At 43.8% G+C, this 14,364-nt stretch carries 11 protein-coding genes and 1 CRISPR repeat array (1 of these 12 cut by a window edge); of the genes, 10 read left to right on the plus strand and 1 reads right to left on the minus strand.

Annotated features, from left to right (window positions below; all coding sequences use genetic code 11):
* Positions 1-321 precede the first annotated feature (321 nt).
* On the plus strand, positions 322-936 hold the full coding sequence (locus ACXAH2_RS07420) for a UPF0149 family protein (RefSeq protein ID WP_475077567.1): 615 nt from the start codon (positions 322-324) through the stop codon (positions 934-936).
* A gap of 78 nt (positions 937-1,014) precedes the next feature.
* Here the strand turns inward: ACXAH2_RS07420 and ACXAH2_RS07425 are convergent, their stop codons facing one another.
* On the minus strand, positions 1,015-2,211 hold the full coding sequence (locus ACXAH2_RS07425; protein WP_475077568.1) for an amino acid aminotransferase: 1,197 nt from the start codon (positions 2,209-2,211) through the stop codon (positions 1,015-1,017).
* Positions 2,212-2,403: 192 nt separating this feature from the next.
* Here ACXAH2_RS07425 and ACXAH2_RS07430 point away from each other — a divergent pair, with 192 nt between their 5' ends.
* The 9 genes from ACXAH2_RS07430 to cas6f all read left to right on the plus strand — a co-directional run bounded on the left by ACXAH2_RS07430 (position 2,404) and on the right by cas6f (position 13,360).
* Positions 2,404-3,600 carry a methyltransferase gene (locus ACXAH2_RS07430; protein WP_475077569.1) on the plus strand — a complete coding sequence of 399 codons (1,197 nt, stop codon included), beginning with the start codon at positions 2,404-2,406 and terminating at the stop codon, positions 3,598-3,600.
* Positions 3,601-3,689: 89 nt separating this feature from the next.
* On the plus strand, positions 3,690-4,517 hold the full coding sequence (locus ACXAH2_RS07435; protein WP_475077571.1) for a BrxR family helix-turn-helix transcriptional regulator: 828 nt from the start codon (positions 3,690-3,692) through the stop codon (positions 4,515-4,517).
* A gap of 126 nt (positions 4,518-4,643) precedes the next feature.
* A complete protein-coding gene (gene cas1f / locus ACXAH2_RS07440) occupies positions 4,644-5,621 on the plus strand; it encodes a type I-F CRISPR-associated endonuclease Cas1f (protein WP_475077572.1) in 978 nt (325 codons plus the stop codon).
* On the plus strand, positions 5,618-9,049 hold the full coding sequence (cas3f, locus tag ACXAH2_RS07445; RefSeq protein WP_475077573.1) for a type I-F CRISPR-associated helicase Cas3f: 3,432 nt from the start codon (positions 5,618-5,620) through the stop codon (positions 9,047-9,049). The genes cas1f and cas3f overlap by 4 nt, the downstream gene beginning before the upstream one ends.
* A 196-nt stretch (positions 9,050-9,245) precedes the next feature.
* Positions 9,246-9,416 (plus strand): hypothetical protein, encoded by a 171-nt coding sequence (locus ACXAH2_RS07450; protein ID WP_475077574.1) that lies wholly within the window; start codon positions 9,246-9,248, stop codon positions 9,414-9,416.
* Positions 9,409-10,680, plus strand: coding sequence for a type I-F CRISPR-associated protein Csy1 (csy1, locus tag ACXAH2_RS07455; RefSeq protein WP_475077575.1), 1,272 nt, complete (start codon positions 9,409-9,411; stop codon positions 10,678-10,680). The genes ACXAH2_RS07450 and csy1 overlap by 8 nt, the downstream gene beginning before the upstream one ends.
* Complete coding sequence (csy2, locus tag ACXAH2_RS07460; protein WP_475077576.1) at positions 10,677-11,645, plus strand: type I-F CRISPR-associated protein Csy2; 969 nt, start codon at positions 10,677-10,679, stop codon at positions 11,643-11,645. Before csy1 ends, csy2 begins: the two co-directional genes overlap by 4 nt.
* Before the next feature lie 56 nt (positions 11,646-11,701).
* Entirely contained in the window at positions 11,702-12,739 is a 1,038-nt protein-coding gene (gene csy3 / locus ACXAH2_RS07465; protein WP_475077577.1) for a type I-F CRISPR-associated protein Csy3, read from the plus strand.
* A 15-nt stretch (positions 12,740-12,754) separates the two neighbouring features.
* Positions 12,755-13,360 carry a type I-F CRISPR-associated endoribonuclease Cas6/Csy4 gene (cas6f, locus tag ACXAH2_RS07470; protein ID WP_475077579.1) on the plus strand — a complete coding sequence of 202 codons (606 nt, stop codon included), beginning with the start codon at positions 12,755-12,757 and terminating at the stop codon, positions 13,358-13,360.
* A 130-nt stretch (positions 13,361-13,490) separates the two neighbouring features.
* Positions 13,491-14,364: direct repeats of the CRISPR family, unit length 28 nt; unit sequence GTTAGCCGCCGCACACGCGGCTTAGAAA (it continues 1,733 nt past the right edge of the window).

Raw genomic sequence — 14,364 nt, forward strand, 5'->3', positions numbered from 1 at the left:
ATATCTAAAAGCTAGTATTAATCATTTCTTTTCGCAATATATTTTTAGACTTTATTCTACCCAGCTAAAACCGTGTCCAGTTTCATTTATACACCACAACACTTGCTTAAGAGTGCAGTTGAGATATGATTAGGTTGAAATTATTATTTTAGAAATTTATATAACCTTCTCCTATAAAATGGATTATAAACTATTGATAATAAAGTAGAAGTTAGGTAGGTGTTTTGAAAATGCTTTCCTAAAATCGACAGATAAAAATACTAAGCGTCTTTGCAAAGGCGAGCTAAACTTAACGAAAGTCCAATTAATTGGAATAAGTGAATGTCTGAAGAAAATGCAAATGAAACGATCAGTGAAGAAGTGCTCTATGAAAAGATTGATCACTACTTGCTGAAATTTGGTACAGACAGGTCGCTACTTTGTGTGTCTGAGTTAGACGGATTCCTCACTGCACTTGGCTGTTCTGCTAAAGAGTTAGAACCCGATTTATGGCTGAATGCTATTTGGGGAGCGGATGAAGACCAACCTGTGTGGGAATCTTCTGAACAAGAAGATGAATTCCTCAGCCTAGTCTTGATCATGTATATGGAAGCCATGAACAGTTTGCTGTTCGGTGAGTTCAGTCCTGTTTATTTAGAACAAGAATACGAAGGCGAGTCGACCTTGTTGGTTGAAGAATGGTGCGCAGGTTTCATGCGCGGTACTAAATTATTGGGTGTTGGCATCGGCGGTGATCGAGACTTTTTCGATGAAGCCTTAGCACCAGTGAGACTGTTTGGTACAGATGCTGGCTTGTCGAAAATCGAATTTATGTTAACCGAAGAAGTGGACTTCTGGCGCGACATGATTGAGCCATCGGTTTTGCGACTCATACAGCATTACCATCCTGATATGCAAATTGGTGAAAAACTCAGTGATTCGCGGATTCTCCATTAGAAGGTGTCATGTATAAAAAGCCGGACATAAAAAACGGAGCTTGATGGCTCCGTTTTTTATGTCTATAGATGATTGTTGCTAACCAACGACCTTGGCAATGCTGTCACACAAGTAATCAATATTGTTATCGCTCACCCCAGCGATAGACATACGCCCCGTATCTGCAATATAGATAGCATATTCAGAACGAAGTTTGCGCACTTGCTCAAGCGTTAAGCCTGAGTATGAAAACATACCACGCTGTTCTTGAATAAAGCTGAAGTCTTTACTGACGCCAGACGCTGCAAGCTTTTCGACTAACTTAGAGCGAAGACCATTAATGCGATCACGCATTTGGGTTACTTCCACTTCCCATTCTGCTTTCAACTCAGGGCTAGACATAATGGTGTGAACCAATGTCGCGCCATGTGCTGGTGGCATAGAATAGTTGGCACGAATCGCTTGGCCGATAATCGAAAAGGCATTTTTTGCTTCTTCGCCAGTTTCTGCGATAACGCTTAGGCCACCGCAACGATCTCGATAAATGCCGAAATTCTTAGAGAAGGAGTTGGCAATCAACATGCTAGGCACGCGTTCAGCCATATAACGAAGACCCGCCATGTCTTCTTCTAAACCGTCGCCAAAGCCTTGATAAGCGGCGTCGATGAGGGGGAGTAAACCACGCTTGTTGACCAAATCCGTCAAGGCTTCCCAGTGCTCCATTTTCAGATCCACACCTGTTGGGTTATGGCAGCATGCATGCAGCAGAAGTACATCGCCTTCTTTGGTTTCGGCTTCCAGTTTCGCCATCATATCGTCAAAGCGAACACCGTTAGTCACAGCATCGTAGTAAGGGTAGGCGATGACTTCGACACCGGCTGAGTGAAAGATAGACTCGTGGTTACCCCAAGTAGGATCGCTCACCCACAAGCGAGCGCCTTGCAGGTTTGCGCTGATGAAGTCCGCTGCTACTTTAAGTGCGCCAGTACCACCAGGTGTTTGTGTTGACTGAATGCGACCTTGCTTAATAATGTCGCTGTCTTTACCTAATAATAGTTCCTGAATAATAGGCGAAAACTCCGCCGCACCATACACACCCAAGTAGCTTTTGGTGACTTCATTCTCAACCATCATGGCTTCGGCTTTTTTAACACTATTTAAAATGGGTGTTTGGCCGGAATCGTCTTTATAAACACCAACCCCTAAATCAATTTTCTTTGGGTTAGGGTCTTGTTGATGTGCCACGATAAGAGCGAGAAGAGGGTCGCCAGGAACAGCTTTTAGGTGCTTAAACATGATTTTTATGAGGTCCTTGTGTGTTTATATTTTTGCATTAAAAAGTGCATTAAAAAGTGCGTTAGCCAATTGCATTAAACCGTACGCCATTCTGCCGAAATTATGACAAAATACAATGCCATAAAATGGGAAATTCCATATTCACTGTCAAAAAATTTAGACACTTTTATCCGCGAACGAAAAGCGCTCATAATGAACCCTTTGCAAACCGAATTTCAAGCCATAGATGATTGGCTACATGAGCATAAAGCCTTATGGCAGTTTGATAGTTTTGCCAGTCTGACCTTGCCTTGGCAGCAAGATTATTCTGCTCTGGCAAACTGGCTAAAGACTCAGTGTGAAGTGTTATTGAGTGATGCTAAGCAAATGTCTGAGATGATCGATTTAGTGCCCAGTTTGGCCTCCTTCCTTCATTGGCAACAGCCAACATTAGCGAAGCAGCCTGCTAGGCTTGAAGCCGTACAACCGCCTGCCTATTTTTCAGCCGGCATTAAAGGGCGTAAATGGTCGCAAATTGAAGCCTTCGTCGCCTGTACGCCATTGGTTGATCATTATACGGAATGGTGCGCTGGCAAGGGGCACTTGGGTAAGTATCTGGCGTATCAGGGCAACAAACCGGTAGCCAGTGTTGAGTGGCAACAAAGCTTGTGTGATGCAGGGCAGCAAAAAGCGCAACAGCTTGCCCTGAAACAAGACTTTCACTGTGTGGATGTGTTGAAAAACGCCTCAAAGGTACCCTTAGACTCAACGCAAGGGGCCGTGGCCTTACATGCCTGTGGGGATTTACACCGAGTGCTATTGGAACAAGTGGCTCATCATAAAACCCCTCATGTCTGTATTGCACCTTGTTGCTATCATCTCACCCAGGCTGAAACCTACCAGCCTTTATCCGAACTTGCCGCTCAGTCTAAGCTAACCTTAGGTAAAGCCGATCTGAAATTAGCGGTAAAGCAAATAGCAACGGCGGGCGCGCGCGAGCAGAGACTGCAACAGCAAGAACTCACCTATCGCTTGGGCTTTGACCTTTGGCAGCGTCATGTGCGTCAAGTGGATGAGTATCTGCCGGTACCTTCCATTCAAAAAACCTTATTGAATCAAGGCTTCATCGGCTTTTGCCGGTGGGCGGCTGAGCAAAAACAACTGACCCAGCTAATAGCGCAATCGCCATTCGAGGATTTTGAACGGGCCGCAACACAGCGCTATCAAGCTTTTCAAAAGCAGCAAGCCATCAGCCAATTATTCCGTCCTGCGTTGGAATACTGGCTGATTTTAGACCGTGCTATTTTCCTACAAGAGCAAGGCTACCAAGTCGACATTGGTGCCTTTTGCGATGCGGCGTTGACTCCGCGAAATTGGATGATTCGCGGGCGTTTTGAACAAAACACATAATACATAAACTTACATAGGAATGGATGCTTTACAGAGTGTTTGAGTTAAGATGAACCTATTGGATTGAAGCAATTAGAAAAGGGAAAGTCATGGAACTGAACCAGCGCTTTTGGATGCTCGAACTGCTTGTGTACTGGGAAGGACAGGTGAATACCAAACCTTTGATGAAGGTCTTTGATCTAAGTCGTCAAAGTGTTAGCGCATTAATCGGGCGGTATCTTGAACAATTTCCAGACTCACTTACCTACCATCCTGAACAAAAGGCCTACCTTAGAACAGACGCTTTTGTTCCTCACTATATCAATCAAACCCTAGACGAATATCTGGACTGGATGAATTTTGGCAAATTGCCCACGTCATTACTGCCATCCCAAGACCCAACTCAATATCGTATTCTGCCTTTATCTCGTTACGTCTCACCAGACATCATAAGACCCATGATAAAAGCGGTAAAACATAATACCGCAGTCGATTGTGAATACCTTTCCGTTTCCAGTGGTGAGGCACAAGAACGTCTGATTTACCCGCATTCCTTCGTCAAAGCTGCCAATCGTTGGCATGTTAGAGCTTACTGTGAATTGCGCCAGCAGTATTTGGACTTTGTGCTAAGTCGTTTACAGAGTGTCGAATACGATGGTGAAAAGGCCCACATGACCGTAGGGCAAGATACTGCTTGGCATACTCAAGTGGAATTGATACTGGCCCCGGATTTTAGATTAAGTGCCTCACAAAAAAAGGTGCTGGAAAAAGATTTCGGCATGCAACAAGGCCAATTGAGCATCACAACCCGCGCTGCTTTGGTTAAATACACCCTTGATGAATGGCAAATCAAAACCAAATTTGTGGACGCCGATCCACAAGCGCAGCAGCTCATCTGTGTCAATTATGCTGACATAAAACAATGGTTTTACGACTAAGAAAGCTTGTTAATTAGCCTCACACCGTAACACCTGTCAAAAAGCTTTACGTGTGCAAATGTACAGTGTTGTGAGCGGGGAAAAGCCGTGAGAGAGTGACGTTATCAAACGACCAAGGAAAGAAATATGGAACAGTTTTCGCCATCGGATATGAAAACCATATTGCACTCCAAGCGTGCCAATATGTATTACCTTGAGTATTGCCGTGTTATGCAGAAAGACGGTCGAGTTCTGTATTTAACTGAGGCGAAAAAAGAAAACCAGTACTACAACATACCGATAGCCAATACAACGGTGCTATTACTTGGAACAGGTACTTCCATTACCCAAGCAGCTATGCGAATGCTTTCTCAAGCAGGTGTGCTGGTGGGCTTTTGTGGCGGTGGTGGCACACCACTGCACATGGCAAGCGAAGTCGAATGGCTGACGCCGCAAAGCGAATATCGGCCAACGGAATACCTACATGGCTGGTTGCAATTCTGGTTCGAAGATGAAAAACGCCTTGCTGCTGCCAAAACCTTTCAGAATGCGCGCATTGAGTACCTTGAGAAGGTTTGGCAAAAAGACAAAGACCTAAAAAGTGAAGGCTTTACTACACAAGATTTGCTGCTAACCACCGCGTTTGAAACCTTTCATAAAAGAACCGAGGAAGCGAAGAAACAATCCGACTTGCTACTCACCGAAGCCCAATTGACCAAGGTGCTTTATAAATACGCAGCCAACACCATGAATGTCGAAGGTTTTACTCGCCAGCACCAGTCCAGTGACAAAGCCAATGACTTTTTGAATCATGGCAATTATTTAGCCTATGGTTTAGCCGCCAGTTGCTTGTGGGTGCTTGGCATTCCTCACGGTTTTGCAGTGATGCATGGCAAAACCCGAAGAGGAGCATTGGTCTTTGATGTTGCAGACTTAATCAAAGACGCGATTGTTTTACCTTGGGCGTTTGTCTGTGCCGCTGAAAATGCCACCGAACAAGAGTTTCGCCAACAAATTTTGCAAAAATTTACTGACCACAAAACCATGGACTTTATGTTCGATACCGTAAAAGGCATTGCACTTCAGGATTACACCTCAACGCAAATTGAGGAACAAAGCCTATGATGGTCACCTTTGTTAGCCAGTGCGAAAAGCGTGCTCTTAAGAAAACGCGCCGCGTATTGGATGCCTTTGCCAACCGCATCGGCGACAACACATGGCAAACCCTCATTACCGAAGACGGATTAATAACCGTTAAGAAAATGCTGCGCCAAACGGCCAGCAAAAACACCGCTGTCAGTTGTCATTGGATACGCTCAAGATCGAGAAGCCAATTGCTTTGGGTGGTGGGGAATCGACGGAAATTTAATGAAGAAGGTGTTGTGCCTGTAAATACCACAAGACGTAATTTATTAAAAAGTGAGATTGAAAACGATTGGCATTATTTACCACTTATTAAAAGTCTTACCGCGATAGCTGCGCTGCTGCACGATTGGGGAAAATCCACTCTGCTTTTTCAAGAAAAGCTCAATCCGTTAAGTAAGAATAAGTACAAAGGCGATCCGATTCGTCATGAATGGATATCCGTTTTATTGCTCCATTCCCTAGTAAAGTCGTCTGAGGAAGCAAAAGCGACGAAATGTCTTTCAAATCACTGTTCGGAACCTTGGCTAGAAAAATTGAGCCAAGGAAATCTTGATGAAAAAACACTGAAATCTCAGCTTATCGCGATAAAATCTCCATTGGGTGATCTACCACCCATAGCACAGTTGATTGCATGGTTGGTGGTGTCTCATCACAGATTGCCTTTACCTCTTGATATAAACTCTTTTAAAAATGATAAGGCTGAAACACTCACCGCTACACTCAATCGAATTCAACAAGAATGGGGTTATGAAAATCGCTACGATGAAAAGGAATATCAACAGAGAGTTCGCGATTGTTTTCGATTTTCTAACAGCGTATTAAGTGATTCAAATGAATGGCTCACTAAAGTAAAACGTTGGTCTAAACAGTTAATTCAGCATCAAGAGCAAGCCAAGTCATGTATCGAAAACGGCAGTTATCGCTTAGTGCTAAACCATGCCCGATTATGTTTGATGTTGGGTGATCATTACTATTCTTCGCAAGATGCAGCGCAAAACTGGAAAAGTGACATTGGTCTTTATGCTAATACTGATCGCAAATCTAATGACTATAAACAAAAATTGGATGAACACCTTGTTGGTGTGGCGCATCACGCAACGCAAATTGCGCATTTATTGCCTTCCTTTGAGAAAGAGCCGCCACTTGCGGAAAATGTCCAGAGTCTTCGTAAGCCCAGTCCGAAAGCCTTCCAGTGGCAAGACAAAGCCGTTACAAAAATTCAGGCATGGCAATCGAAAAATAAACAAACCAATACTGCGTGTGGTTTCTTTGCGGTCAACATGGCCAGCACAGGCTGTGGTAAAACCTTTGCCAATGCCAAAGTGATGAGGGCATTGTCATCAGATCAGAAAAGTCTGAGATTTATTCTCGCTCTTGGTTTGCGTTCATTAACACTACAAACAGGAAGAGAGTACCAAGAGCGTGTAGGGCTAGATTCAAGTGAGCTTGCTGTACAGATCGGCTCGCGCGCGGTGCTGGAGTTAGAGGAACGAAACAATAAAGCGGTCGAGCAAAATGAGCATGAAACGAGTGGCTCTGAATCTCAAGAACCATTATTAGACAGCGAGGTAGACTATGAGTGTGCGATTCCTGATGACTTTTTTAAAACCGTTTTAACCTCGAACAAAGACAAAGGCTTTCTCTACTCTCCTGTTTTAGCCTGCACAATCGATCATATTATGGGGGCGACCGAAACCAAACGTGGTGGGCGCTACATCTTGCCTACCTTGCGGTTAATGTCGTCTGATTTAGTGATCGATGAAATAGATGATTTTACCGATAACGACTTGATTGCCATTGGTCGGCTTATTCATCTAGCGGGGATGTTAGGTAGAAAAGTGATGATTTCGTCTGCGACCATTCCACCTTACATGGCCGAGGGCTACTTCAATGCGTATCGAGAAGGTTGGAATCTGTTTTGCCAAACCCGCGATGCTCAGCCAATGATAGGGTGTGCTTGGATAGATGAGTTTTCGACTCAAGTTACGAACGTCGCAAACAGCGACATAAAAATTGCGATACCGAATTATCGAATAGAGCACAAAAATTTCATAGATAAACGTGTTGCACAGCTGAAAACACAACCAGCTAAAAGAAAAGCAGAGCTGGTGGAATGTCAGTCTATTTTTCCGCAAGACCCAAACGATCAACATACGCGAACCACTAATACTGATGTAAGCGAAAGCAAACAAATCGCTTATTTCCGTTCAGTGTTTGACCAAGCGTGGCAACTGCATAACTCTCATCATGTAAAAGAGGAGCAAACCGAGCTGAATGTCTCCTTTGGCGTCATTCGGATCGCGAATATAACGCCATGCGTTCAGTTGGCGAAATATTTACTAGAGCGAGACTATACACCAGATATTCAAGTTCGAGTCATGGCTTATCACAGTCAGCAACTTATGCTGCTGCGCTCCGAACAGGAAAAACATCTCGATGAAGTGCTAAAGCGCAAAGAGAAAGAGGGTGAAGCGCCTATGGTTTTTTCTAACCCTGTGATTCGCTCTCACCTTGCTCAAATCAAGCACAACCAGCCAGAAGTTAAAAACGTGTTGTTCATCCTAGTGGCAACCCCCGTTGAAGAAGTAGGTCGCGATCATGACTTTGATTGGGCGGTCATCGAGCCGTCTTCGTATCGCTCCCTTATTCAGTTGGCAGGACGAGTCAAACGACATAGAGAGGGGGGAGTGGAAAGTCCCAATATTGGCATTATGCAATACAACATAAAAGGTATTCAGAACGTTGAGAACGACAATCAAGCGGTGTTTCAAAAGCCTGGCTTTGAAGGTGCCGTAAGATTAAGGACAAAAAATGTAGGGCAATTGATAGATATAGAGGAAACGAAAAAGCGCTTAGATGCCGTGCCTCGAATTCAGCAGCCAGAGCATATGCAAGCAGACACCATTCGTAAAACGGTTGTAGCAGAATCGTTGGCGGATCTTGAACACATTATGAACTGGCAATGGCTGGCAAACTATAAAGCCAAGCAACCGAACACATTAAATGGTTGGCTGACTCAAACATGGTTCTTAACAGCTTTACCTCAAGTGCTAACCCCATTTCGTGGCGATGACAGCACGTTAAAAGTGTATCGCGTCTATGATGAATATAAGCAATCGCTCTATTTTTGTGAAAAAGATGACGAAGGCCATCCTATCAATCGAGAAAGTGCGCTAAATATACGAAAAGACGTTTTGAGCGAAGTCGCAAAACAACGCTTATGGTTGGACAGAGACTTTAAAGAAAGTTGTGAAATCTTGGCAAAAGAAAAAGGCATAACGCCTTACATTACTTCATTGCGATATGGAGAAGTGCGATTCAATTTTAGTGATAAGCAAGAATTTTTATACAGTGACCAGTTGGGACTAGTGAAAGTATATAAGGCCAGCATAGCTGGCCTTATATAAGCTGCGTGTACGGCAGTGTATAGGTGTAAGTAGAGTTATTGATCTACTGTATTTTCTAAGCAGCTTCTTCAGCTGAGTTTCTAGTTTATATACTTAGAGTTGATATATCAATTTATTAATCTATTGTATGGTTGATTGGTTTAGTGTCTTGTTTTATGCTGTTTAATAACTGGCCAGTTATTAAGGTAAGCAAGGTATGACTAAACGATTAGTTAAGACAGAAACGGTGACGATCACACGCACTCAAGAAATCAGTGTATTGGATGAAAAGAAGAAAGAAGCTGATTGGAAGAGCAGTGTAGTGACTCTGATTGCTCAGCTTTTAAAGTGGTTTGGTATCTGGAAAGGAAAGGACGATAATGGATAAAAATATAAACGCTTTCTTTGAAGAAAGAAAAGCCGCATGGTTAAAAAAGAACCTAAAAGCCTCGATGAGTGAGGTAGAGATTAAGGAAGCCGAGCAAGAATGTGAACAAGTCTTTGCGTTAAAAAACTGGCTACCTAATGCTGCTAAGCGTGCAGGGCAGATGTCCATTTCAACGCACCCTTGCACCTTTAGCCATCCAAGTGCGCGTAAAAATAAAAATGGTTATGCGAGTGCAATTATTGCTCATTCAAATCGTGGGGAAGACGGTTTCTTGCGAACAGGCAACATTGATGTTGAAGCGGATGCATTAGGTAATGCCGCAGCCCTTGATGTTTATAAATTTCTTACCCTTAAAATGGAAGATGGCCAGAGCTTAATACAGCATATTGAGCAAGACTCAGAGTTATCAAAGTCTCTGCTTAAGATACCTAACGCCGCTGAAGAAGCCTGTGAACAACTTAAACAAGGTTTTCTTGCCATGACAGCCACGGATGAAAATGTTGTTACCAGCTCAAAAATAAAACAAGTGTATTTCCCCGTTTCGACTGCTCAAGAGCCGGGATACCATCAGCTTTCTATTCTTACGCCCTCTGGCATTGTTTTCGATATGAGAAAACGCCTTGATAGCATGCGTTTTGGTGACGCGGTAAAAGAGGCCAGAGATAAGCGTAAAAATAACCAACAGCACGCGAGTTTTAGAGAAATCTACGACCTCACGACAATTGGCTACGGTGGAACAAAACCACAGAATATCAGCGTCCTAAACAATCAAAATGGTGGAAAAGCGCACTTGTTTATAAGCGCCCCTCCAGCAATTCATAAACGGGATACCCACTTCCCTAAAGCGGACTTCTTTTCTCAATCTATTCGTCACTTTGCTTGTCGCGATATTTTTCTTCGCTTACACAAGTTGTATCAAAACGATGGTAACAATATGCAGATTCGAGCGGATAGGGACGAGATGTACCAAGAAATTGTGGACTATATCATCGAGATAATGTGGCAAGTACGCGCGGTGGCAAGCGAGCAATATATAGCCTCCAGTAGTCAGCTTAAATCATCTCAAACCATATGGTTATGTCATGAAAAAGCAGAGGGAAGAAACATAGAGAACGATTGGTTAGACGATATTCTCGCTTCCATCACGCAGTTTATTTTTCATGGCTATGAAAAAGTGCTTGGCAAAAAAGCCGAGAAGCTCGGAGAAGCTGAGTGGCAACGTATGTTCAGCATAGTCGAGCAAAATAAGGAGATGCTACGATGAGTATGACCAAAGCTTTGCTTATTCTTCCTCATATCAAAGTTCATAACGCGAATGCATTATCGAGTCCTTACACCATAGGTTTTCCTGCGATGACGGCTTGGCTGGGTGCCGTTCATGCGCTGCAACGAAAACTCAATCAACAAGACATTCCAATCCGCTTCGATGGTATTGGTGTCGTGAGTCATGAGCTTAATTTGCAAACCTACAAAGGGCGTAACGACTTTGTATCGTCGATAGTGGGGACAGGAAATCCACTGGACAAATCAGGCGAACGTTCTTCTTTCATAGAAGAAGCACGTTGTCATTTAGACGTTTCTCTCGTTCTCGAGTGTCCAGAGTTGCAATCAGATGACCACGACAGACTTGTTTCAACTTGCTCTCAAATACTTAATGCACAAATGAAGCTGGCGGGTGGCGACATTCAATCCTTTAAAGCGCCATTTTGCATGGTGTGTGATGAAAGTAAGGATGAAGACATGCGACGTTTTAAACGTGCTCTTATGCCAGGTTATGCATTGATTGAACGTCGAGAACTGATTGCACAGGCTATGGATGAAGGCGCAGACGCGCTTGAAGCTCTGATTGATCACCTAGCCATACACCACACTTGTTTGGTGACACAAGAAGAAACCGAAGAAGGTGAACCTAGGGAAAAAGTAGAGTGGAAGACTCACCGTAAAACTAGAGATGGCAAATCATTAGGCTGGCTCGTGCCAATAGCAACAGGTTTTCAAGGTATTAGTGAATTGGGTGAAGCTAAGAACCAGAGAGACCCTGATACACCTCATCGTTTTGCTGAAAGTGTAGTGACCTTAGGGGAGTTTAAAATGCCCCATCGTATAAACAGAATTGAAGAAATATTGTGGCGTTATCGCGTAGACGGAGATTTGTATCTCTGCACTCAATCGTCACACGAACACCTCTTATCTTCCTTCATGGAAGACGAAGAATACTCAGAGTTTTAAAAAGTTGTAAACCTTAAACACGAACACATTGAACATTAGAAAAAGGAATATTTAACATGGCTAAACAAGACAACACCATTGCATCCGTATTGGCATTTGAAAAAAAACTCGTCCCAAGTGATGGTTATTTATATGGAACAAGCTGGGCAACAAGAAAGGATGCTAACCAAGTAACCGCACTAAAACTACAAGAAAAATCCGTACGAGGCACCATTTCAAACCGACTCAAAGCGGCGGTAAAAAATGACCCTGCTAAATTAAATGCGGAAGTGGAAAAAGCCAATCTTCAACGTGTCGATGCCTGCTCTCTAGGCACTGACCAAGACACACTTAATCTACAATTTACCGTAAAAGTCCTTGGTGGTATTTTCAAACCGTCTGCCTGTAACAACGCCAATTTCAAACAAAGCTACGAAACTGCTGCGAAAGCCTATATTGAGAAACATGGCTTTAAAGAACTGGCGCGTCGTTATGCGATAAACATCGCCAATGGCCGTTTTTTATGGCGTAACCGCGTCGGCGCAGAACAAATTGAAGTCAATGTGTTGGCTCGAAACGGCGAAACGCAAACGGAATTTACCTTTGATGCAAGTGGATTTAGCACTCGCCACTTTGATTCAGCATCGGAAAAGACCGAAGCACTTGCAGCACTGATTGCTCAAGCCCTAGCCAGCGAAGACGACTTTCTACTACTCGACATTAACTGCTTTGTGCAAATGGGCCGTGCCCAAGAAGTGTATCCAAGCGAAGAATTGGTGCTTGATAAAGGCAAAGGCGAAAAAAGTAAGATTCTTTATGATGTAGATGGTGTTGCTGCAATGCACTCTCAAAAAATTGGTAACGCCCTTCGCACTATAGACACATGGTATACAGACTTCCAAGACCCTGAACTCTCCGTTGGCCCTATCGCCATTGAGCCTTATGGTGCAGTAACCAACCTAGGCAAAGCTTTCCGTACGCCTAAAGACAAACAAGACTTTTACAGTTTCTTCGATGCTTGGGCTCGTGGAGAAGAGCTGACACGAGAAGAAGACGAACACTATGTTATGGCAACCCTAGTTCGTGGTGGCGTATTTGGTGAAAGCGACAAATAAACACAAGGACAGTCTATGAACTATTACCAAGACATAACCCTTTTGCCGAGCGACGATATTGGCATGCACTTTCTATGGTCGAAAGTCATGATGCAGTTGCATCTGGCATTAGTAGAAATACAAGATGCAAACAAACACGCGCCTGTTGCAGTAAGTTTTCCAAATTATCGTGAAGCGAAAGACACGAACGCAGCGAATGTGGGCAACAAGCTCAGACTCTTTGCGATGAACCAAGCAGACCTTGAACGCCTCAATATCCAAAAATGGATGAGTCGCCTAGAGGACTACTTGCACATCAAATCCATCTCAGCGGTAGATCAAAGCAAAGTGCTGGGTTATGAATCCTTCAGCCGATTGCGCAAGCCGGGAAACGTCGATTACTTAATTCGTCGCCGAATGACAGGCTTGGGCAAAACTTATGAGGAAGCAGCTGCTCATTTCAAAGGTTACAAATTGAATGAAGACATGAAGCAATTGCCTTTTATTCAAATGAAAAGCTTAGAGAAAGATCGAGAGTTTCGTTTGGTGATTAAACGTAAAACCTTACAGCAACCCATTGAGGCAGACTTTGTGTTTAGTACTTATGGGTTAAATAAAGACATTGCTTTACCTAAGTTTTAACCAATAAATTTCGTTCTTTAAAAAAGTAATTTTAAAACAACGAGTTGCAATATAGAGAAAATACTTTGGTAAAACAGACTATTTTTACCTAACTCTATAGTGTGACTCGTTTTTTTGCTGATAAACTATTGTTAGCCGCCGCACACGCGGCTTAGAAAGCTTGCCGTATCTGCGTTGGATATGACGTTACGTTAGCCGCCGCACACGCGGCTTAGAAAATGCCGTTTGGTGCTTGTATGCTGTAACCGTCGTTAGCCGCCGCACACGCGGCTTAGAAAACTGCTTCGTTTTGAGCGTTTAAAAAGCCCATGTTAGCCGCCGCACACGCGGCTTAGAAATTGGGGATGCTGTAAGGGCGAGCGACCATATAGTTAGCCGCCGCACACGCGGCTTAGAAAGATTGAAGTTGAAAATTTAGAAGCGATTGATGGTTAGCCGCCGCACACGCGGCTTAGAAATCCAAGGCCTTAATCATTTGTTCACGTTCTCGGTTAGCCGCCGCACACGCGGCTTAGAAAAACTCGACTTGTAAGTTGGAATGAGAAAAATCGTTAGCCGCCGCACACGCGGCTTAGAAAGCTTTGGTGCGGGTGGTTTGGTAGGCCCAATGGTTAGCCGCCGCACACGCGGCTTAGAAATACAGACATTATCATTAAAGCATACGGCCCTAGTTAGCCGCCGCACACGCGGCTTAGAAAGTCGTGTACAAAAGTTGAAAGGTTCTGTTGATGTTAGCCGCCGCACACGCGGCTTAGAAAGTGTCCGGTCAAAATCCAGTCCATTGAAAAGCGTTAGCCGCCGCACACGCGGCTTAGAAATCCAAAATGCTTAGTAAATAGCGCGGCCATGTGTTAGCCGCCGCACACGCGGCTTAGAAATCCGCCACTACTTCATCGTGCGTGGTCATGATGTTAGCCGCCGCACACGCGGCTTAGAAATAAAAAAAATGAGTTTAATCCATTAAAGTCTAGTTAGCCGCCGCACACGCGGCTTAGAAATTGTCG

It is taken from the genome of Marinomonas sp. ABL3_031 (assembly GCF_056161265.1).

Excerpts from the sequence above, each read along its gene's own strand:
- ACXAH2_RS07420 (WP_475077567.1), top strand. The coding sequence starts at position 322 with ATGTCTGAAGAAAATGCAAATGAAACGATCAGTGAAGAAGTGCTCTAT.
- ACXAH2_RS07425 (WP_475077568.1), bottom strand. The coding sequence starts at position 2,211 with ATGTTTAAGCACCTAAAAGCTGTTCCTGGCGACCCTCTTCTCGCTCTT.
- ACXAH2_RS07430 (WP_475077569.1), top strand. The coding sequence starts at position 2,404 with ATGAACCCTTTGCAAACCGAATTTCAAGCCATAGATGATTGGCTACAT.
- ACXAH2_RS07435 (WP_475077571.1), top strand. The coding sequence starts at position 3,690 with ATGGAACTGAACCAGCGCTTTTGGATGCTCGAACTGCTTGTGTACTGG.
- cas1f (WP_475077572.1), top strand. The coding sequence starts at position 4,644 with ATGGAACAGTTTTCGCCATCGGATATGAAAACCATATTGCACTCCAAG.
- cas3f (WP_475077573.1), top strand. The coding sequence starts at position 5,618 with ATGATGGTCACCTTTGTTAGCCAGTGCGAAAAGCGTGCTCTTAAGAAA.
- ACXAH2_RS07450 (WP_475077574.1), top strand. The coding sequence starts at position 9,246 with ATGACTAAACGATTAGTTAAGACAGAAACGGTGACGATCACACGCACT.
- csy1 (WP_475077575.1), top strand. The coding sequence starts at position 9,409 with ATGGATAAAAATATAAACGCTTTCTTTGAAGAAAGAAAAGCCGCATGG.
- csy2 (WP_475077576.1), top strand. The coding sequence starts at position 10,677 with ATGAGTATGACCAAAGCTTTGCTTATTCTTCCTCATATCAAAGTTCAT.
- csy3 (WP_475077577.1), top strand. The coding sequence starts at position 11,702 with ATGGCTAAACAAGACAACACCATTGCATCCGTATTGGCATTTGAAAAA.
- cas6f (WP_475077579.1), top strand. The coding sequence starts at position 12,755 with ATGAACTATTACCAAGACATAACCCTTTTGCCGAGCGACGATATTGGC.